A 19,406-nucleotide genomic window follows, 5' to 3' on the forward strand; every position below is an offset into this window, starting at 1 on the left:
CTGGAACGCGGGGACGATTCGGTTTCGGACGAGGCCATGGCATGCGCGGGTCGGGAGCCGGTTCAGCAGCCATCGTGCACCAGAAAAACAAATGCCCGCAACTTTTCGTTGCGGGCATTCGAGGCGGGAGCCGACCCGGCGCCGTGCGCCGGGCCGCGCTGGCCCTTGGCCGATCAGCTCTCGACGACGTCGAGATAGTCTTCCGGACGCGTACGGTCCTCGCCCTTCTGCATGCCGAACAGGTGCACGAGCAGCGACACGGCGACCGACACCACGAGGTTCACGATCAGCGACCACACAGCGGCGTAGCCCGGAATCGCCATGCCGAACAGGTGGATCGTGAAGATCGAGCCTGCGAGCTTGAGCGAAATGGCCATCCACGTGCCGGTGCCGATGCCGACCGCCCAGCCGACCAGCAGGCCGCGATAGTCGAGCACGCGCGTGTAGAGACCGAGCACGATGGCGGGCAGCGTCTGGATGATCCAGATGCCGCCGAGCAGTTGCAGCTGGATCGCGTACGTGAGCGGCAGCCCCAGGATGAACGCCACCGCGCCGACCTTCACGATCAGCGAGACCAGCTTGGCGACGTTGGTCTCCTGCTCGTGATTCATGTTGCGGTTGATGAACTCCTTGTGGATGTTGCGCGTGTAGAGGTTGGCCGCCGCGATCGACATGATCGCAGCAGGCACCAGCGCGCCGATGCCGATGGCCGCGAACGCCACGCCCACGAACCACGAGGGGAAGAAGTGCAGGAACAGCGCCGGCACCGCGAAGTTCGGACCGAAGGCCTTGAAGTACGGCGCGAATTCCGGCATGTCCTTCACGCCCGAGGCGAGCGCCATGTAGCCGAGCAGCGCGAGCAGACCGAGCACGAGCGAGTACGCGGGCAGCATCGCCATGTTGCGGCGAATGGTGTTGCCCGACGACGACGACAGGATCGCCGTGACCGAGTGCGGGTACAGGAACAGTGCGAGCGCCGAACCCACCGCGAGCGTCGCGTAGGCGCTGTAGCCGTTCAAACTCGTGGCGTCAGGCGACTTGAGCAGCAGCTTGGCCGGCGGCACCGCGCTGAAGATGTGGCCGAAGCCGCCCATCTGCGCGGGAATCACGATGATCGCGACGATGATCGTGATGTAGATGAGAATGTCCTTCACCACCGCGATCATGGCCGGCGCGCGCAGACCCGACGTGTACGTGTACGCGGCGAGAATCGCGAAGGCGATGATGAGCGGCAGGTCGCCGACGAAGCCCGTCGTGTCGAAGCCGAGCGCGCCGATCACCACTTCGATCCCCACCAGTTGCAGCGCGATGTACGGCATGGTCGCGACGATGCCCGTCACGGCAATGGCGAGCGCGAGCATGCGGCTGCCATAGCGCGCGCTCACGAAGTCGGCCGAAGTGACGTAGTGGTGGCGCTTCGCGATGGCCCAGAGCTTGGGGAACACGACGAACGCGAACGGATAGATCAGGATCGTGTACGGCAGCGCAAAGAAACCCGTTGCGCCCGCACCGAACACGAGCGCCGGCACGGCGACGAAGGTGTACGCGGTGTACAGGTCGCCGCCGAGCAGGAACCAGGTGACGATCGTGCCGAAGCGACGGCCGCCGAGACCCCATTCGTCGAGATGCGCGAGATCGCCCTTGCGCCAGTTCGCGGCGAGAAAGCCGATGATCGTGACGCCGATGAAGAGCAGGACGAAGACGAAAGTTGCAGTGACGTTCATTGCGCGCCTCCTGCACTAGCCTTGTTGCGGGTCTTCGTCTTGAAGTAGACGAGCGCGGTAATGACAGCGCTGATCAGCACCCAGAGAAGCTGATACCAGTAGAAAAACGGGAAGTCCCACAGTGTGGGCTCGATCTTGTTGTATGACGGCACCCAGATCATGGCGATCCAGGGCAGCAGCAAAAGCCATAGCCAATGCTTGCTTGATTTTCCGGCGTCGGCGTCGTGAGCCATGACGTCTCCTCGTTGCTTATGTAGTTATACGGCCTTGCTTTGTTTGCGGTCCGCCGCCCGGCGTGAGGCGACCGTTGGCCTTGCCGGCGGATAGCCCACAAGGTCCCCGAAAGCGCTGAAAAGAGTATAGAGGCGGCGCGGCACGGTCAAGCAGGGCGGACCCCAATTCCGAGGACGTTGTCAAGAGCCAACGTCTTGTGCCATGTCGGGTAAATCGTCCGAACTCGTTGGGTATGTGCCGTGTATGTCCCAGATATGCGCCACGTATGGACGAAAAAAAGCCGGCCATCAGACCGGCTCCTTGCTACAGGCGGGCGCCGCAGCGGCGCAACGGCCGCCTGGGCGGATCAGATCGAGAACGTCGCGCCGTTCTGGCCGCTCGATTCGCGCAGCGCCTTCACCCACTGATGCGCCGGCAGGCCGAGCTTGCTTTCGAGCAAACGCGCGCGCTTTTCGAGCGCCGCCCACGTCACCTCGAGCGCCGGACCCGAGAACGCCAGCGCCACGCGGTTGCCCTCGTGCACTTCGGGCAGCGCGATCACGCGGCCGTCGAAGGCTTCGTTCAGGCGCTTCATGTTGCGCACGAAGCTCGGGTGGTCGCCGAACAGGTTGATCGTCGCGACGCCCGCATCGGTCAGGCACGCGCGCACCGCGCGGTAGAACGCCACGCTGTCGAGCACCGGGCCGCGCGCGGTCGCGTCATACACGTCGATCTGGAGCGCGCCGATCGTGCCGTGATTGGCGCGGTCCTGCACGAAGTCCCATGCGTCGAGTTCGCGCACGGTGAGGCGTGCGTCGTCGTACGGCAGTTCGAACATCGTGCGCGCGGCCACCACGACCGCCGGATTCAGTTCGATCGCCTCGACCTTCGCGGGACGCAGATAGCGGTGCGCGAACTTGGTGAGCGCGGCGGCGCCCAGACCCAGTTGCACGATGCGCTCGGGCGTGGCGAGGAACAGCAGCCAGGCCATCATCTGCTGTGCGTATTCGAGTTCGATGTGTTGCGGCTTCGACAGACGCATCGCGCCCTGCACCCATTCGGTGCCGAAGTGTAGATAGCGCACGCCGCTCTCTTCCGAGAACGTGACCGGTGCGAAACGCGGCTTGCGCGGCGCTTCGATGACCGGGGCGTTGTCGAGATCGTCGGCGGCCGCGCGGCGCGGACGCTTCGTGACCTTTGCGGTCTTGCTCGTGGTCTCGTCGCCCTGGGCTGCGGCGCCGGTTTTCTTGAATGCGCGGGCCTCGGCGGAGGCGCGCTTGATGAGAGTCGTCATGTGAAAAATCGCTTGCTGTGGGGTCGCAAATGCAGGTGCATCTGCTCGGGCGACCGAGAGCATAGCATTCGTCGCGCATCAAGCAGGGTTTATACGGCAATACGTCGTGATGCGAGGGCCTGGCGCCTCGGCTAACGCGTCGCGCGTTTGCCGAGGCGCGCACCGTTGCGATCATCGGGTTCGCCTGCGAATTCGTCCAATGCGCGCCATTGCACGAGCTTCGCGGCGAAGTTCATCGACGCATAGGCAGGACTGCTGGAGGGCAGCCGCAGGATCGTCATGTGCCGTGCGTGCGCGCCGAGAATGCGCTCGCCGATGCGCGCCGCCGTGCCGCCGTTGAACGCGATCGCTTCGAGCGCGGGCAGACGCTCGATGAGCGCCACGAGATCGTTGCCCTCGTGATCGCGGATGTCACCGTCGAGGCTGCCTTCGCGGCGCGCCTGCGCGACGACGTCCCACAGGCCAACGCGATGCTCGCGCAGCGTGTGCAGCCGTGTTTCGTACTCCATCGCAACGAGGTCCTCGCCGATCACCTCGCCCACCAGATGCCAGAACTTGTTCTGCTTGTGCGCGTAATACTGCTGATGCGCGAGCGACGCCTCGCCCGGCAGGCTGCCGAGAATGAGCACGCGCGTGCGCGCATCGGCGACGGGATCGAAGCAGCGCTTGAACGTCATGGCAACGTGATCAACATGAGCAGAGCGTTCAGCGCGGCGCGTGATGCGCGCGCGAGGCGGTGTGATCGAGCGGGCCGCGTTCGCGCCCGAGATGCACCACCGTTTCAAGCATGGCGTGCGCGAAGGGGCCGCTCTCAAGCCGCGACCACAGCGCGGGCAGCATGCACTCGGTCACGAGCAGCGGCGCACCCGCACGCTCGAACACCGAGCGGCGCGCGACGAACGCATGCGGCGCGTGCGGTGCGTGCGCCGCGTGCGGCGCGTGCGTTCTCCCGGCCACGATCTCGCGCACGGCGAGCGCATAAAGCGGATGCCGCGCGCTCACGCGACGGCTCACGAGCGCCGAGCGCGCCACGCCGCTGTCGCTGTAGAGCAGTTCCGCGAGCGGACGCGTGCGCAAGCGCCGCATGGCCTGCCATACACCGTCACTCGCCGCGAGCGGCGTCACGCTATGCGCGGCCACGAACGGCACGCCGTCGACCACAAGCGCGATCTCGCGCACCCAGGCGCGCTCGCGGGGCGCGAGGCCGAGCGCCGCACATTCGTCGGACCAGGGCATCGCCACGGCTTCACGCGTCACGCGCACTTCGACGCTTCCGAGCGTGCGCAGGTGCGCCGTGAGCGAACCACCGCGCGTGAGCCAGTCTTTCTGGTCGGCGCTCAGGGCGGGCAAGGGCGTGACGCGCCAGTGCGCGTCAGCGGCATCGAATCGGAGAGGCATGGCGCGCATTATAGGCCGCGAGGATTTCAGTTCGCCGCGAGCCCGCCCAAAGAAAAAGCCCCTTACGGCAGACAACCGCAAGGGGCTTCGATCACACAAGGCTGCGTGAGGCTTGACCTTAGCCGGCGCGCCCGATCAACAACGCATTCGTGCGCTTCACGAAGCTCGCCGGATCCTCCAGCGCGCCGCCTTCGGCCAGCAACGCCTGATCGAACAGCAGATGGCACCAGTCGCCAAAGTCCGCGCTATCCGCATGCAGCGCCTTGACGAGCGGGTGCTCCGGGTTCACTTCGAGAATCGGCTGCATCTGCGGCGCCTGCTGGCCCGCCGCCTTCAGCATGCGTTGCAGGTAGCCGCTCATGTCGCCTTCGTCGGCCACGAGGCACGAGGGCGAGTCCGTGAGACGGAACGTGAGGCGCACGTCCTTGGCCTTGTCCTTGAGCGCTTCCTTCATGTGCTCGACGAGCGGCTTGAGTTCTTCGCTCACCTTCTCCTGCTGCTGCTTTTCCTCGTCGTTGAGCGCGCCGAGGTCGAGGTCGCCGCGCGCCACGCTCGCGAGCGGCTTGCCATCGAACTCGTTCAGGAACGACAGCATCCATTCGTCCACACGATCCGTGAGCAGCAGCACTTCCACGCCCTTCTTGCGGAACACTTCGAGGTGCGGGCTGTTTTTCGCGGCTTGCCACGTATCGGCGGTGACGTAGTAGATCTTCGTCTGCTCGGGCTTCATGCGCGAGACATAGTCGGCGAGCGAAACGCTCTGCTCGTTCGCCTCGTTGTGCGTCGACGCGAAGCGCGCGAGCTTCGCCACGCGTTCGCGATTGGCGTGATCCTCGCCAATGCCTTCCTTGAGCACCTGGCCGAACTCGGTCCAGAACGTGGCGTACTTCGCCTTGTCTTCTTCCTTCGCTTCGGTATCCGTAACGGCGTTCGCCATCTCTTCGAGCATCGAGAGCACGCGCTTGGTCACGCCGTCGCGAATTGCCTTCACGTCGCGGCTTTCCTGGAGGATTTCGCGCGAGACGTTGAGCGGCAGATCGCTCGAATCGACCACGCCCTTCACGAAGCGCAAGTAGTTCGGCAGCAGTTGCTCGGCGTCGTCCATGATGAACACGCGCTTCACGTACAGCTTCAGGCCGCTCTTGTGGTCGCGGTTCCACATGTCGAACGGCGCGTGCGACGGCACGTACAGCAGTTGCGTGTATTCGCTGCGGCCTTCCACGCGGTTATGCGTCCACGCGAGCGGGTTCTGGTGATCGTGCGCGAGGTGCTGATAGAACTGCTGATACTGCTCGTCGCTGATCTCGCTCTTCGAACGCGTCCACAGCGCGCTCGCCTGGTTGATGGTCTCGTAGTCGTCCTTCGTGACCATCTCGTTCTTTTCGGCGTCCCATTCTTCCTTCTTCATCTCGATGGGCAGGCCGACGTGGTCCGAGTACTTCTGGATGATCGACTTGAGCTTCCACGCGGAAAGCAGTTCTTCTTCGCCTTCGCGCAGATGCAGCGTGATGGTCGTGCCGCGCTGCGCGCGCTCGATCGTCTCGACGGCGAACTCGCCTTCGCCCGCGCTCGTCCAGCGCACGCCTTCGGCTGCGGGCAGGCCCGCGCGGCGGCTTTCCACCGTGATCTTGTCCGCGACGATGAAGCCCGAATAGAAGCCCACGCCGAACTGGCCGATCAGCGCCGCATCCTTTTGCTGGTCGCCCGAGAGCTTGCCGAAGAATTCCTTGGTGCCCGAGCGCGCGATCGTGCCGAGATTCGCCACGGCTTCGTCATGGCTCATGCCGATGCCGTTGTCGTCGATCGTGATGGTGCGCGCGTCCTTGTCGAAGCCCACGCGAATGCGCAGGTTCGGATCGCTCTCATACAGCGCGCTGTTTTCGATCGCCTCGAAGCGCAGCTTGTCCGCCGCGTCCGACGCGTTCGAGATCAGCTCGCGCAGGAAGATTTCCTTGTTGCTGTACAGCGAATGGATCATCAGGTGCAGAAGCTGTTTCACTTCTGCCTGGAAGCTCATGGTTTCTTGGGCCATGGTCGAGAGTCCTCTTTCGTTGCAGTTCTGGTCTGACAAATGTGTGGCCGCGAGTTCTCGGCGAAACAAGACAAAGCGAAATCTCGCATCGCGGCGCGCCGCCCGCCCACTTGGGGACAGACGCCGCCGTTTTCAAGAGTCGCCGCCCGCGAATTCACGCTGGCGTGCCGCCGCCGCGCCGGGCCACGCCTTCGAGATAGTCGGCCAGGAACGCGGGCAGCGCCGGGTCGCCGCAATTGGCGATGTTGAAGCGCATCCACGTGGTGGGCGACTGGTGCGGCGAAAAGAGGCTCCCCGGCGTGAGCAGGAAACCCGCTTCGTGGCCCGCCGCCGTGAGCGCGTCCGCGTCGACGCCCGTGTCGGTCCACAGGAACATGCCCGCCCCCGGCGCCGTGAAAAGGCGGCAGCCGGCGCGCTCCAGCATGCGCGCGGCCTTGTCGCGCACGCCATCCAGACGCGCGCGCAGGCGCTCCACGTGGCGGCGGTAATGGCCTTCGGTCAGCACGCGATAGAGCACGCGCTCGTTCAGTTCGGGACTCGTCATGCCGACCAGCATTTTCTGGTCGGCCACCGCCTGCGCCACGTCGAGCGCGCTCGCGATATAGCCCACGCGCAGGTTCGGCGCGAGCGTCTTCGAAAAACTGCCGAGGTAGATCACGCGGCGCAACTGGTCGAGGCTCGCGAGACGCGTGGCCGGGTAGCCCGCCGGGCACAGGTCGCCGTAGATATCGTCCTCGACGACGATGAAGTCGTACTGCTCGGCGAGGCGCAGGATGCGAAACGCCTGCGCGGCCGTGAGCGACGTGCCCGTGGGATTTTGCAGCACCGAGTTGATGACGAGCATTTTCGGGCGCCAGGTCTCGACCAGCGCTTCGAGCGCATCGAGATCGGGCCCCTCGGGCGTGTAAGGCATGGCCACGAGCCGCGCGCCCTGCGAGGCGAAGCGGCCGAACATCTGGAACCAGGCGGGGTCGCCCACCACGACCGTGTCGCCGGGCTGCACGTAGATGCGCGCAAGCAGGTCGATCGCCTGGGTGATCCCGGAGACGAGCACGATCTGCTCGGGCGTCACGCCGATCTCCAGTTCGGCCATGCGCGTCTGGAGTTGCTGGCGCAGCGGCAGGAAGCCTTGCGGCGAGCCGAAACCGAGCAGTTGCGAGCCGCTCTGGCGTCCGAGCGAGCGCATCGCGCCCGCCAGCAGTTCGCCGTCCAGCCAGCGCGCGGGCAGGTAGCCCAGACCCGGCCCTTTTTCGGGCCGCGTGGACGTGTGAAGCATGTTGCGCAGCAGCCAGACCACGTCGAGGGTGGGCGGCGCGGGCGCGATAACCTTGGCGGCGGCGTCGGTGCGCGCGGGCGAACCCGCGCCCGCCGGCGCGCGCTCGCCGCCCGCCACGAGCGCTAGGCGCTCGCGCACGTAGAAACCGGAACCGCGGCGCGAGTCCAGGTAGCCCTGCGCCACCAGCCGTTCGTAGGCTTCGACCACGGTGAAACGCGACACGCCCTTGTCGAGCGCGAGCTTGCGGATGGACGGCATGCGCATGCCGGGGCGAAACACGCGCTCCTCGATGCGGCGGCGGCCCCACTGCACGAGCTGGTCGACGAGCGTGAGCGTGGCCGCGTCGTGGGGCGCGGGAATCTGGTCGAGCGGAACGGACGACATGACTTCTCCCTGATCTCGAACTGTACAGAGCACTATCGGGCCGATTGTACCGTTACTGTCCGCAGCCATACCGGTACATTTCATTGCATGCGTACCGGTAAGGATTCGGTCGAGGCGTCGACGCACTGTCAGACGGGCCTCGTCCACCGCCTTCCGGCCCCAAGACTATTCCTCGCCGCGTCCCCACATGAACGCTTCGCCGCTTAGCCTCGATCACCTCGTCGTAGCCGCGCGCACGCTGGAAGAAGGCGTGCAGTACGTGAGCGATGCGCTCGGCGTCGCCCCCGCGGGCGGCGGCGCGCACCCGCTCATGCGCACGCACAACCGCCTGCTCGGGTTGTGGGGCGGCGTGTATCTGGAAGTGATCGCCGTCGATCCTGCGGCAAAAAGCGGCACAGCCAACGCGCGCGCGCGCCTGTTCGCGCTCGACGATGCCGCCGTGCAGGCGCGCATGGAACAAGGCCCGTACCTGTCGCACTGGGTCGCACGCGTCGATCCGCCGAAAAATCTCGCGCGCTGGCGCGAGCAGTACCCGCAGCGCATTCCCGCACTCGTGCCGATGACGCGCGGCGACTTCTCGTGGCAACTCACGGTGCCCGAGGACGGCGCTTTCCCGTCGTGGCAAGGCGCGGGCGACGGCATTCTGCCCTCGCTGATCCAGTGGGACACGGCGCACCACCCGTCGCAGGTGCTGGCAGACACCGGCATCGCGCTCACGTCGCTCACCGGCTTCCATCCGCAGGCTGAGACCGTGCGCGAGCAGCTTCAATGGCTCGGCGCGTCGGCGCTCATCGCCGTGGAGGAAGCCCTCTCGCCCGCGCTCGTCGCGCAGTTCGAAACCCCGTCCGGACCGCGCACGCTCGGCGCGCCGGCACGCTGATCCGTCGAGCGCAAGCCCCGCATGAAAGCACGCGAAACCCAAGGCATGCTGCTCGGCCTCGTCGGCGTCATGATCTTCAGCCTGACCCTGCCGATGACGCGCATCGTCGTCGCCGAATTCCATCCGCTCCTGAACGGCCTCGGCCGCGCGCTCGTGGCCGCCGTGCCCGCCGCGCTGCTGCTCGCCATCCGCCGCGAAAAGCGGCCCACCTGGCCGCAGGTCAAGAGCCTCGCCGTGGTGTCGCTCGGCGTGATCGTCGCGTTCCCGGTGTTTTCCGCCTTCGCGATGAAAACCGTGCCGGCCTCGCACGGCGCCATCGTCAACGGTCTGCAACCGCTGGCCGTGGCGATCTACGCGGCGTGGCTCTCGCATGAGCGGCCCTCGAAGGCGTTCTGGGCCAGCGCGCTGATCGGCAGCGCGCTCGTGGTCGCGTTCGCGCTCCAGGCGGGCGGCGGCGCGCTGCACGCGGGCGACGCGTGGATGCTCATCGCCGTGGGCATCGGCGCGCTCGGCTACGCCGAAGGCGCGCGCCTCGCCCGCCAGCTCGGCGGCTGGCAGGTGATCTGCTGGGCGCTCGTGCTCTCCGCGCCGTTCCTCCTGCTGCCGGTGGGCTGGCTCGCGTGGGCGCATCACGTGGCGCATCCCGGCCCCGTCGCGCTCAAGACCTGGCTTGCCTTTGGCTACGTCACGCTGTTTTCGCAGTTCATCGGCTTTTTCGCGTGGTACGCGGGACTCGCCATGGGCGGCACGGCGCGCGTGGGCCAGGTCCAGCTGCTCCAGATTTTCTTCACGATGGCCTTCTCGGCGCTGCTGTTCGGCGAGCAGGTCGCGACCTCCGCATGGCTCTACGCGGCCGCCGTGATCGCCACGGTGGTGCTGGGCCGGCGCGCCACGATTCGCACGGCCCCGGCTCCGGCGCGCGCGTGAGCGGGTTTCGCGTCATAATCGAAGGTTTTCGGCGGCGTTCGGCGGCGCGTGATCGCGCCCCATGCCGCCCCTGAATGTGTATCCACTCGCCCGACCCCAACAAGGAGACCCCATGGACCAGAGCGATCTCAAAGCCGCGCCCGCGTGGCAACTGTCCGAGCGCGCAATCAAGCTGACCAGCTCGGCAATTCGCGAAATCCTGAAGGTCACCGAGCGTCCCGAAGTCATTTCGTTCGCGGGCGGCCTGCCCGCGCCGGCCAGCTTCCCGGCCGAGGAAATGCGCGCCGCCGCCGACCGCATCCTGCGCGACGATCCCGCGGGCGCGCTCCAGTACAGCGCGACCGAAGGCTACATGCCGCTGCGCGAATGGCTGGCCGCGCGCCACTCGGTGGGCGGCGTGAAGGTGCGCGCCTCGCAGGTGCTCATCACCACCGGCTCGCAGCAGGCGCTCGACCTGCTCGGCAAGGTGCTGATCTCGCCCGACAGCCCTGTGCTCGTGGAAACGCCCACCTACCTCGGCGCGCTGCAATCGTTCTCGATGTACGAGCCGAAATACGTGCAGGTCCCGACCGACGAGAAGGGCCTGATGCCCGAGGGCTTGACGCCGGAGCTCACGGCCGGCGCACGCCTGCTCTACGCGATCCCTAACTTCCAGAACCCCACGGGCCGCCGCCTGCCGCTCGCGCGCCGCCAGGCGCTCGCGGAATTCGCGAAGCACTCGCCCTTCCCGGTGATCGAAGACGACCCCTACGGCGCGCTGCTCTACGCCGGCGAGCCGCTGCCCACGGTGCACTCGCTCGCTCCCGAGCATGTCGTGCATCTCGGCTCGTTCTCGAAGATCCTCGCGCCGGGCCTGCGCCTCGGCTACATCATTGCCCCCGAAGACCTGCACTTCAAGCTCGTGCAGGCCAAGCAGGCCACCGACCTGCACACGCCGACCTTCACGCAGCGCATCGTCTACGAAGTGGTGAAGGACGGCTTCCTCGACACGCACATCCCTAAGGTGCGCGCGCTCTATCGCGACCAGTGCGAGGCGATGCTCGACTCGCTCAAGCGCAACATGCCCGAAGGCGTGAGCTGGAACCGCCCCGAAGGCGGCATGTTCATCTGGGTGACGCTGCCCGCGAACATCGACACCATGAAGCTGCTGGCCGAAGCTGTCGCGCAGAACGTGGCCTTCGTGCCCGGCGCGCCGTTCTTCGCCGACGAGCCGCAACACAACAAGCTGCGCCTGTCGTTCGTCACGGTGCCGCCCGCGAAGATCGAAGAGGGCGTCGCGAAGCTCGCGGCCCTGATCCGCGCGCACGCCTGAGCGCAACCCGGGCTCTTTTCGATTCATCACACCCGAACGAGGAATCCTGACTATGGCTGACATCAACATCTACGACCGTCTCGAACAGCTCGGCATCGAACTGCCGCAGGCCGGCGCACCCGCCGCGGCCTACGTGATGAGCGCCCAGAGCGGCAACACGGTGTACCTGTCCGGTCACATCGCGAAGAAGGACGGCAAGGTGTGGGCCGGCAAGCTGGGCGACACGCTCACGACCGAAGAAGGCAAGGCCGCCGCGCGCTCGATCGCGATCGACCTGCTCGCCACGCTGCACGCCCACACGGGCGACCTCAACAAGGTCAAGCGCGTGGTCAAGCTCATGAGCCTCGTGAACTCGACGCTTACGTTCACCGAGCAGCACATCGTCACGAACGGCGCGTCGGAGCTGATCGCCGACGTGTTCGGCGAGAAGGGCAAGCATGCGCGCTCGGCCTTCGGCGTCGCGCAGATTCCGCTTGGCGCGTGCGTCGAAATCGAACTGATCGCCGAAGTCGAGTAAGCGGCCACAGGCCACACTCAGCGATTGACGCGGGCCCTGATCAGGGCCCGCGTGCTTTCCGGTTGCGCGTTCGTGCAACCCGGCGCACCCTCCCGCGTCCCCTCCCCCTTCTTCTGTCACTCCGCCATGAGCCAGCACAGCGTCCGCTTCAAACAGGTCGACGTCTTCACGTCGCATCCCTTCAAGGGCAACCCGCTCGCCGTGGTGTTCGACGCCGAAGACCTGAGCAGTGACGAAATGCAGGCCATCGCGCGCTGGACGAACCTCTCGGAAACCAGCTTCCTGCTCGCCCCCACCGACGCGCGCGCCGATTACCGCGTGCGCATCTTCACGACCAAGGGCGAATTGCCCTTCGCGGGCCACCCGACGCTTGGCACGGCGCATGCATTCCGCGAAAGCGGCGGCACGCCGAAGACGCCCGGCCGCCTCGTGCAGGAATGCGGCGCGGGACTGATCGATCTGGCCGCGGTGGAAGGCGGCGCGTGGGCGTTCGCCGCGCCGCCCGCGCCGGTCACGCCGCTCGCCGCCGCGCAGTTCGACGCCTTGCGCGCCGCGCTGCGCTCGGACGCCATCGACTTCACGGCCGCGCCCTGCGGCGTGAACAACGGCGCGCCGTGGCTCGTCGTGCGGCTCGCTTCGGCGCAGGCGGTGCTCGCGCTCGACGTCGATTACGCGGCGATCGATGACATCGCCGCGAGCGTGGGCGCGCATGGCGTGGCCGCCTACGGCCCGCACGAAGCCGACGGCCCCGCAACCTTCGAAGTGCGCTGCCTGATGACCGGCCTCGGCAAGGGTGAAGACCCCGTGACCGGCAGCGCGAACGCGGCCATCGCCATGCTGCTCGAACAGCAAAATCGTCGCCCGGGCGCACGCTATACGGTGCGCCAGGGCACGGCGCTCGGCCGTGACGGGCGCGTGCATGTGGAATACGACGATGCCGCCGGCAAAATCTGGGTGGGCGGCCACGCGGTGACGGTCGTCGACGGCACCTTCCGGCTGCGCTAGGCGCACGAGGCATGTGGGCGCGCGGACGTCCGGGCGCGCCGCCCTTGCCTTCGTGATGCATGCGGCATCGCCGGCGCCCCGCCGCGCCGCGATGCGCCACAATGCGCCGCAAATCGGCGGGTATGCGCCATCACGCGTCTATGCGCCGCACATCGGTGCGATCACGCCGCGAGTGCGAGACTGGCGTATACCCGAGGGAGCATGGCTTCCTTAATCATTCCCCAACCATTAATATCGAAACATCGGACGCAATGCGCGTCCGGCGTTCATCGTTTGCGCGCAATGCGCGTATTCCCCGGTCTTCCCGACATTCATGCCGCCGATCCATCCGAGCGCTCCGTTGCCGTCCTGGCTACCGCATCCGCGGCGTGGCGTTACGCGCGTACGGCGGCCGCGATGAGCACGACCCGGGGACCGTTCCCGCGCGAGTCCAGCCTGCGCGGCGGGCCGGGTCCCGCCTATACGCGCCCGCGCACGCTGCTCGCCATTCCGCTGCTGGGCGTGCTCGTGCTGGTGCTGCTGTGGGCGGTCATCTTCACGCGACTCTCGGTCGAAAAAGAAGCGACTCTGCGCGAGGCCACGGCCTCGGCGGCCATCCTTTCGGCGGCGCTCGAACAGCACACCGTCAAGGCGATCCATCAGGTCGACCAGATCACGCGCTTCGTGAAGTACGAGTTCGAGAAGTCGCCGGAGCACTTCAACCTCGCGAGCACCGTGGAAAAGGGCGTGGTGCAGAGCGACTCGCTCGTGCAGGTGTCGCTCATCGACGAGCACGGCAAGCTCATCGCCAATACCGCCGACCCCAATCCCAAGCCCATCGACCTCTCGGACCGCGAGCACTTCAAGGTGCACGAGCACGAGAACGACGACCAGCTCTACATCAGCAAGCCGGTGCTCGGGCGCGTGTCCGGCCACTGGACCTTGCAGATGACGCGCCGCCTCAATCACCCCGACGGCTCGTTCGCGGGCGTGGTGGTCGTGTCGGAAGACCCGAGCTACTTCACCAGCGACTTCTACAACAACGCCGCGATCGGCCGTGACGGCGTGATCGCCGTGATTTCCGACACGGGCGCCGTGCTCGCGCGCCGCACGGGCAGCGCCGAACGCGCGAGCGGCACGTTCTCGGCAAGCGGCGTGTACCCGATCTCGGAGCATGTGTCGGGCACCTATGTCGACCCGATCGATCACGTCACGCGCATCGTCTCGTACCGCCATATCGACGGCTATCCGCTCGCCGTGCTGGTCGGCCTCTCGCAGACCGAGGAGTTCGCCGACTACAACCACACGCGCGATGTGTACCTGATGATGGCGACGTTCATCTCGCTCGCCATGCTCTCGTTCTTCGCCGTGGCCACGGGGTTGATCGGCAAGCTGCTCGGGCGCGAACGCGAGATGTCGCAACTCGTGCAGTACGACCTGCTCACGGGCCTGCCCAACCGCTACGCCACGCTGCAACGCCTGCGCCACGAAGTCTCGCAGCCGGGCAACCTCGGGCACCTCGCGATCCTTTTCATCGACCTCGACAACTTCAAGACCGTCAACGACACGCTCGGCCACAACGCGGGCGACATCGTGCTCCAGATGAGCGCCGCGCGCCTCGCCGACGCCGTGGGCGGCGCGGGCACGCTCGCGCGCATCGGCGGCGACGAGTTCGTGGTGATCGTGAAAGGCGACGACATCGAAAAGCGCGCCATCGCGCTGGCCGAGGCCACCAACGCCGCGTTCACGCATCCGTTCGACGTGCGCGGCAGCGCCTTCGTGCTGCACGCGAGCACGGGCATTGCGCTCTTCGCCGTGGCGCACGAAAGCGAGATCGACCTGCTCAAGAAGGCCGACCTCGCCATGTACGCCGCGAAGGAGGCCGGGCGCAACTGCTTTCGCTTCTACTCGCCGCAGCTCGCCCACCGCGCCGACCATCTGATGAAGTGGGAGCAGCAACTGCGCGTCGCGCTCGCCGAAGACCAGCTCTTTCTGGCGTACCAGCCGAAGATCGATTTGCGCCGCCGCTGCATCACGGGATTCGAAGCGCTGGTGCGCTGGAACCATCCCCAGTACGGTCTCATTCCGGCGGGCGAATTCATTCCGGTGGCCGAGTCCACGGGCCTCATCGTGCCCGTGGGCGACTTCGTGATCCGCACGGCTTGCGCGCAGCTCGCGGTCTGGCAGCAGCAGGGCTACGAATCGCTCACGCTCGCCATCAATATCTCGGCGGTGCAGTTCTGGCGCGGCGACCTCTACGAGACCGTGGCGCACGCCATCGAGGAAACGGGCATTGCCGCGCACCGGCTCGAACTCGAGATCACCGAAACCGCGATGATGGAGTACCCGGAACTGGTTTCGGAGAAGATCTTCGCGTTGAAGCGGCTGGGCGTGCGCGTCGCGCTCGACGACTTCGGCACCGGCTATTCTTCGCTGTCCTACCTGAACCGCTTCGCCGTGGACACGCTCAAGGTGGACCGCTCGTTCGTGCAGGCCATTCCCGCCGACCGCAGCGTGTGCGTGATGGTCTCGGCGATCGTCAACCTCGCGCGCTCGCTCGGGCTCACGGTGGTCGTGGAAGGCACCGAAACGGAAGAGCAGATCGCGTGGCTCTCCGCGCTCGGGCCGATCGAGGCGCAGGGCTTCCTGTTCTCGCGCCCCGTGCCCGTGGAAGGCGTGGCCGCGCTGATCGAGCGTTTCGGCGTGTGCAGCGCGGCGCAACCGGGCACGAATGCCACGCGCGACGACCGCCACAACGAGCGCCTGAGCGACGCGCCGCAATCGCGCTGACGCGCCGGCCGCCTCGCGTGACGCTCCGAACGAGTGCAGCGCGACGCGCCCTCCCCCGATTCCCCTCCGAGCACGCGCCTTCTGCCGCATGAGCCTGCCATGCCAACCCGCCCCGACGACGCGCGCGCCGCGCCCGCCCGCGACGACGAACCGCTTCTGACGCTCTTTCGCGTCGTGCTGGGCGTCTCCGCGCTCTCGTGGGGCGGCCTCGCACTCATGGCGCAACTCGAACAGCACTACGTCGTGCGCGAGAAGCGGCTCACGCAAACCGCGTTCTCCGATCTCGTCGCGCTCGCCTGGATGGTGCCGGGCCCGGTGGGCTGCAACGTGGCCGTGCAGCTCGGCCACGCGCTGCGCGGACGCGCGGGTGCGTGGATCGCGGGCGTGGCGAGCGTGCTGCCCTTCTTCGCGCTGATGACGCTGTTCGCCATCTTCTACCGCACGCCGCTCGTGCACGCGGTCGCCTCGCGCACGCTGCTCGATCACTTCAGCGTGGTGCTGGCGATGCTGATCGGCGTGACGTGGTACCGGCAGACCCGCGCGCTCGTGCGCGGTCCGCTCGAATGGGGTGTGGCGATCGCGGCTTGCGTGGCGCTCGCGCTTGCCGCTAGCGGGGGCGCTTACGTGGCGATTCTCGTCGCCGCGTTCGCCGCGGGCTGGCTCGCGAGCCCCGTGCCTTCAAAGCGTCCCGACTTGCGCGTGACGCGGCGCGACTTGCAGTTGCTCGCCGCGCTTGCCGCGCTGATCGTCGTGTTCGCGCTGCCGCTGCCGCATCGGCTCGACGCCGCGTTGTTATGGCCACGGCTCGCCGGCGCGGGCATGACACTGTTCGGCGGCGGATTTTCGGCGCTGCCGGTGCTCAAGACCTTGTTCGTCACGCCCACGGTGGGCATCACCAACGACGACTTCACGCTGGCGTTCACGCTCTCCCCGCTCTCGCCTGGGCCGCTCCTGAACGTGGTGCCCTTCTTCGGCTATCTCGTGGATGGCTGGATGGGCGCGCTCGTCGCCACGCTTGCGCTGTTCGTGCCTTCGGGTTGCCTCGTCGTGCTCGCGCAGCGCCACTTGCACGGCATGAAGGCGAACCCGCGCTTCGAGCACGCCATGCGCGTGCTGCGGGCCGCCACGACCGCATTTCTCGCGATTGCCGTGTGGCACATCGCGCGGCGCGTGCCGCTGCATCCGCCCTATCTGCTGACGGCTGTTTTCGCGGCGATGTGCTTCGGCAAGCTCAAGCTGCCCGCGTACGCGGTCTACGCGACCGTAGGACTCGCGTGCGGGGCGTGGCTGCTATGGGCCTGAGCGGCCCAACGCCTGGGTGACTAGCGCGAGCGCGCGAAGCCGCCGAAGAACGCGCGCGCGTTGTCTTCGAGGCTTTCGAGGTGATAGCCGCCCTCCTGCACGATCACCGAAGGCAGCCCGAGCGCGCCGATCGCCGAGCCGAGCCGGCCAAAGCCTTCGGTCGTCACGGCGACTTTCGACTGCGGATCGTCCTTGTAGATGTCGAAGCCGAGCGCAAGCACGAGCGCATCTGGCTGGAAGCGCCTGAGCACGCGCAGCGCCGCTTCCACGCGCTCGAAGAACACCGCTTCGGAGGCGCCATGCGGCATCGGCAGATTGACGTTGTAGCCCTCGCCCGCGCCATTGCCGCGCTCATCCTCGTAACCCGCGACCACGGGATAGAAGTTGGTCGGGTCGCCGTGGATCGAGATATAGAGCACGTCGTCGCGGCCGTAGAAGATTTCCTGCACGCCCTGGCCGTGGTGCATGTCGGTGTCGAGAATCGCCACGCGCTTGAAGCGGCTGCGCAGCGACTGCGCCGCGATGGCCGCGTTGTTGAGATAACAGAAGCCGCCCGCCGCGTCGGCGCGCGCGTGGTGGCCGGGCGGGCGCGAGAGCGCGTACGACTCGCGCGCGCCGTCGTTCACGCATGCGGCTGCCGCCAGCGCGCTCTGCGCCGACCAGTACGCCGCGCGCCAGGTGTTGGCGCCCACGGGGCAACTGCCGTCCGCGAGATAGCGCGCCGCCTGGGCGAGCACGCCGCGCAGCGGATTCGGCTCGCGCACGTAGATGTTCGACATCACCTCTTCGCCCCAGTCCTCGGGCACGCGCTTCCATTCGGCGTGCGCCTCTTCGAGAAAACGCAGATAGTTCATGTCGTGCACGGCGGCGATGGGCGCGGTGCCGAAGTCGGCGGGCGCCTGCACGTCGAAGCCGAGCGAATGCGCCGCGGCGACGAGATGCTCGGCGCGTTGCGGCACTTCCTGTGGCTCGCGCAACTGGCCGCGAGAGAAATAGGCGCGCGGATGGTGCAGCAGTTGGTCGGGGTGAAACCAGGTTTTCATGTTCAGTTCTCCTTCTATTTTTCTCACGCGTCCGCGTCCACGGCAGTGGCTACGCGCACGCCCGCGCGCGCGGCCACGGCGTTGAGCAGCACGTTCGCACCGGCGGCGACGTCCGACGGCAGGGCGTCCTCGGCTTCGTTGTGCGAAAGCCCGTCCACGCAGGGGATGAACACCATCGCGGTCGGGCAGTAACGCGCGAGGTGGATCGCGTCGTGGCCCGCGCCGCTCACGATACGCTCGTGCGGATAACCGAAGCGCTGCGTCGCCTGCGCGACCAGCGCGACGCACTGCGCGTCGAACGGCGTGGCCGGGCTCGTCCAGCAATGCGCGATCTGCACGCCCAGGCCACGCTGCGCGCCCACCGCCGCGCAGACCTCGCGCAAGTCGCGCTCCATCGCGTCGATCCGGGCGTCGTCGGGATGCCGCAGATCGACCGTGAACGTGAGATTGGCCGCGATCGTGTTGCGCGACGAATTCGCGATCTGCGCCTGGCCGATCGTGACGAGACCGAGCGGCGCGTAGCGCGCCATCACGCGCTCGATGTCGAGCGACATCTGCGCGGCGCCGAACCACGCGTCCTTGCGATAGCGCATGGGCGTCGTGCCCGCATGCGCGGCCACGCCCGTCACGTTCACGTCGAACCAGCGAATCGCCTGGCCGCCCGTCACGACGCCGATGGTCGTGCCGTTCGCCTCCAGAATCGGGCCTTGCTCGATATGAGCTTCGAAATAGGCATCGACGGCCACGCCTTGCACCGCCCGCGTACCGCGCGCGCCGCAAGCGTCGAGCGCGGCGCCCAGCGTCACGCCGTCGGCGTCCGTGCGCGACAGCGCATCGTCCAGTGTCATCGCGCCCGCGAACACCGCCGAGCCCAGCATCGCCGGCGTGAAGCGCGCGCCCTCCTCGTTGGTCCACGAGCAGATCTCGATGGGTTTCACCGTACGCGCGCCGGCGTCGTTGAGCGCACGCACGACTTCGAGCGCGGCCAGCACGCCGTACACGCCGTCAAAGCGCCCGCCTTCGGGCTGCGTGTCGAGGTGGCTGCCCATCAGCACGGGCGCGGCCTGCGCGTCGTCGCCCTCGCGGCGCGCGAACAGGTTGCCGACTGCGTCGGTCCACACCGTCATGCCCGCCTCGCGGCACCAGCGCGCGAACAGTTCGCGCCCGCGCCGGTCCTCTTCGGTGAGCGCGAGACGGCGCACGCCGCCGCCCGCCGTCGCGCCCACGCGCGCCATTTCCATGAGGCTCGCCCACAGGCGCGGGCCGTCTATCTGCAAAAGGTCTTTCATCGCGACTTCCATTTCGGTCGAACAATTCATTGCACGCACGC

The 19,406-nt window shown here is 67.2% G+C and carries 16 protein-coding genes; 7 read left to right on the forward strand and 9 right to left on the reverse strand.

The genetic code is table 11. The features are described from left to right. Positions 1–173: 173 nt before the first annotated feature. The 7 genes from mctP to C7401_RS26260 form a co-directional block, all read right to left on the reverse strand. Positions 174–1,724 carry a monocarboxylate uptake permease MctP gene (gene mctP / locus C7401_RS26230; protein ID WP_112174334.1) on the reverse strand — a complete coding sequence of 517 codons (1,551 nt, stop codon included), beginning with the start codon at positions 1,722–1,724 and terminating at the stop codon, positions 174–176. Continuing rightward, the gene (locus tag C7401_RS26235; protein WP_112174335.1) at positions 1,721–1,957 is read right to left on the reverse strand and encodes a DUF3311 domain-containing protein; all 237 of its coding nucleotides are present in this window, start codon (positions 1,955–1,957) and stop codon (positions 1,721–1,723) included. The genes mctP and C7401_RS26235 overlap by 4 nt, the downstream gene beginning before the upstream one ends. A 347-nt stretch (positions 1,958–2,304) precedes the next feature. After that, complete coding sequence (locus tag C7401_RS26240) at positions 2,305–3,231, reverse strand: class I SAM-dependent methyltransferase (RefSeq protein ID WP_112174336.1); 927 nt, start codon at positions 3,229–3,231, stop codon at positions 2,305–2,307. A gap of 131 nt (positions 3,232–3,362) precedes the next feature. Next, positions 3,363–3,908, reverse strand: a complete 546-nt coding sequence (locus C7401_RS26245; RefSeq protein ID WP_112174337.1) for a DNA-deoxyinosine glycosylase — start codon at positions 3,906–3,908, stop codon at positions 3,363–3,365. 28 nt (positions 3,909–3,936) lie between these two features. Next, complete coding sequence (locus C7401_RS26250) at positions 3,937–4,629, reverse strand: chorismate--pyruvate lyase family protein (protein ID WP_112174379.1); 693 nt, start codon at positions 4,627–4,629, stop codon at positions 3,937–3,939. A 118-nt stretch (positions 4,630–4,747) separates the two neighbouring features. Continuing rightward, a complete protein-coding gene (gene htpG, locus C7401_RS26255; RefSeq protein WP_112174338.1) occupies positions 4,748–6,661 on the reverse strand; it encodes a molecular chaperone HtpG in 1,914 nt (637 codons plus the stop codon). A 154-nt stretch (positions 6,662–6,815) separates the two neighbouring features. Continuing rightward, complete coding sequence (locus C7401_RS26260) at positions 6,816–8,321, reverse strand: aminotransferase-like domain-containing protein (protein WP_112174339.1); 1,506 nt, start codon at positions 8,319–8,321, stop codon at positions 6,816–6,818. A gap of 187 nt (positions 8,322–8,508) precedes the next feature. On the opposite strand from C7401_RS26260, the gene C7401_RS26265 reads away from it, so the two are divergent. From C7401_RS26265 to C7401_RS26295, 7 genes are all read left to right on the forward strand, one after another. Then, complete coding sequence (locus tag C7401_RS26265) at positions 8,509–9,201, forward strand: VOC family protein (protein WP_112174340.1); 693 nt, start codon at positions 8,509–8,511, stop codon at positions 9,199–9,201. A 21-nt stretch (positions 9,202–9,222) separates the two neighbouring features. Continuing rightward, positions 9,223–10,128, forward strand: a complete 906-nt coding sequence (locus C7401_RS26270) for a DMT family transporter (protein ID WP_112174341.1) — start codon at positions 9,223–9,225, stop codon at positions 10,126–10,128. Between the two features lie 112 nt (positions 10,129–10,240). Beyond that, positions 10,241–11,440, forward strand: a complete 1,200-nt coding sequence (locus C7401_RS26275) for an aminotransferase-like domain-containing protein (RefSeq protein WP_112174342.1) — start codon at positions 10,241–10,243, stop codon at positions 11,438–11,440. A gap of 52 nt (positions 11,441–11,492) precedes the next feature. Beyond that, complete coding sequence (locus tag C7401_RS26280) at positions 11,493–11,957, forward strand: RidA family protein (protein WP_112174343.1); 465 nt, start codon at positions 11,493–11,495, stop codon at positions 11,955–11,957. Positions 11,958–12,083: 126 nt separating this feature from the next. Beyond that, a complete protein-coding gene (locus C7401_RS26285; protein ID WP_112174344.1) occupies positions 12,084–12,962 on the forward strand; it encodes a PhzF family phenazine biosynthesis protein in 879 nt (292 codons plus the stop codon). A 396-nt stretch (positions 12,963–13,358) separates the two neighbouring features. Beyond that, positions 13,359–15,731 carry a bifunctional diguanylate cyclase/phosphodiesterase gene (locus C7401_RS26290; RefSeq protein ID WP_112174380.1) on the forward strand — a complete coding sequence of 791 codons (2,373 nt, stop codon included), beginning with the start codon at positions 13,359–13,361 and terminating at the stop codon, positions 15,729–15,731. Between the two features lie 99 nt (positions 15,732–15,830). Beyond that, positions 15,831–17,033 (forward strand): chromate transporter, encoded by a 1,203-nt coding sequence (locus C7401_RS26295; RefSeq protein ID WP_112174345.1) that lies wholly within the window; start codon positions 15,831–15,833, stop codon positions 17,031–17,033. Between the two features lie 20 nt (positions 17,034–17,053). Here the strand turns inward: C7401_RS26295 and C7401_RS26300 are convergent, their stop codons facing one another. Continuing rightward, complete coding sequence (locus C7401_RS26300; RefSeq protein WP_112174346.1) at positions 17,054–18,076, reverse strand: histone deacetylase family protein; 1,023 nt, start codon at positions 18,074–18,076, stop codon at positions 17,054–17,056. Between the two features lie 23 nt (positions 18,077–18,099). Beyond that, entirely contained in the window at positions 18,100–19,365 is a 1,266-nt protein-coding gene (locus C7401_RS26305; protein ID WP_112174381.1) for a Zn-dependent hydrolase, read from the reverse strand. Between the last annotated feature and the right edge of the window lie 41 nt (positions 19,366–19,406).

The organism is Paraburkholderia unamae (assembly GCF_003268775.1).
GTDB lineage: Bacteria > Pseudomonadota > Gammaproteobacteria > Burkholderiales > Burkholderiaceae > Paraburkholderia > Paraburkholderia unamae.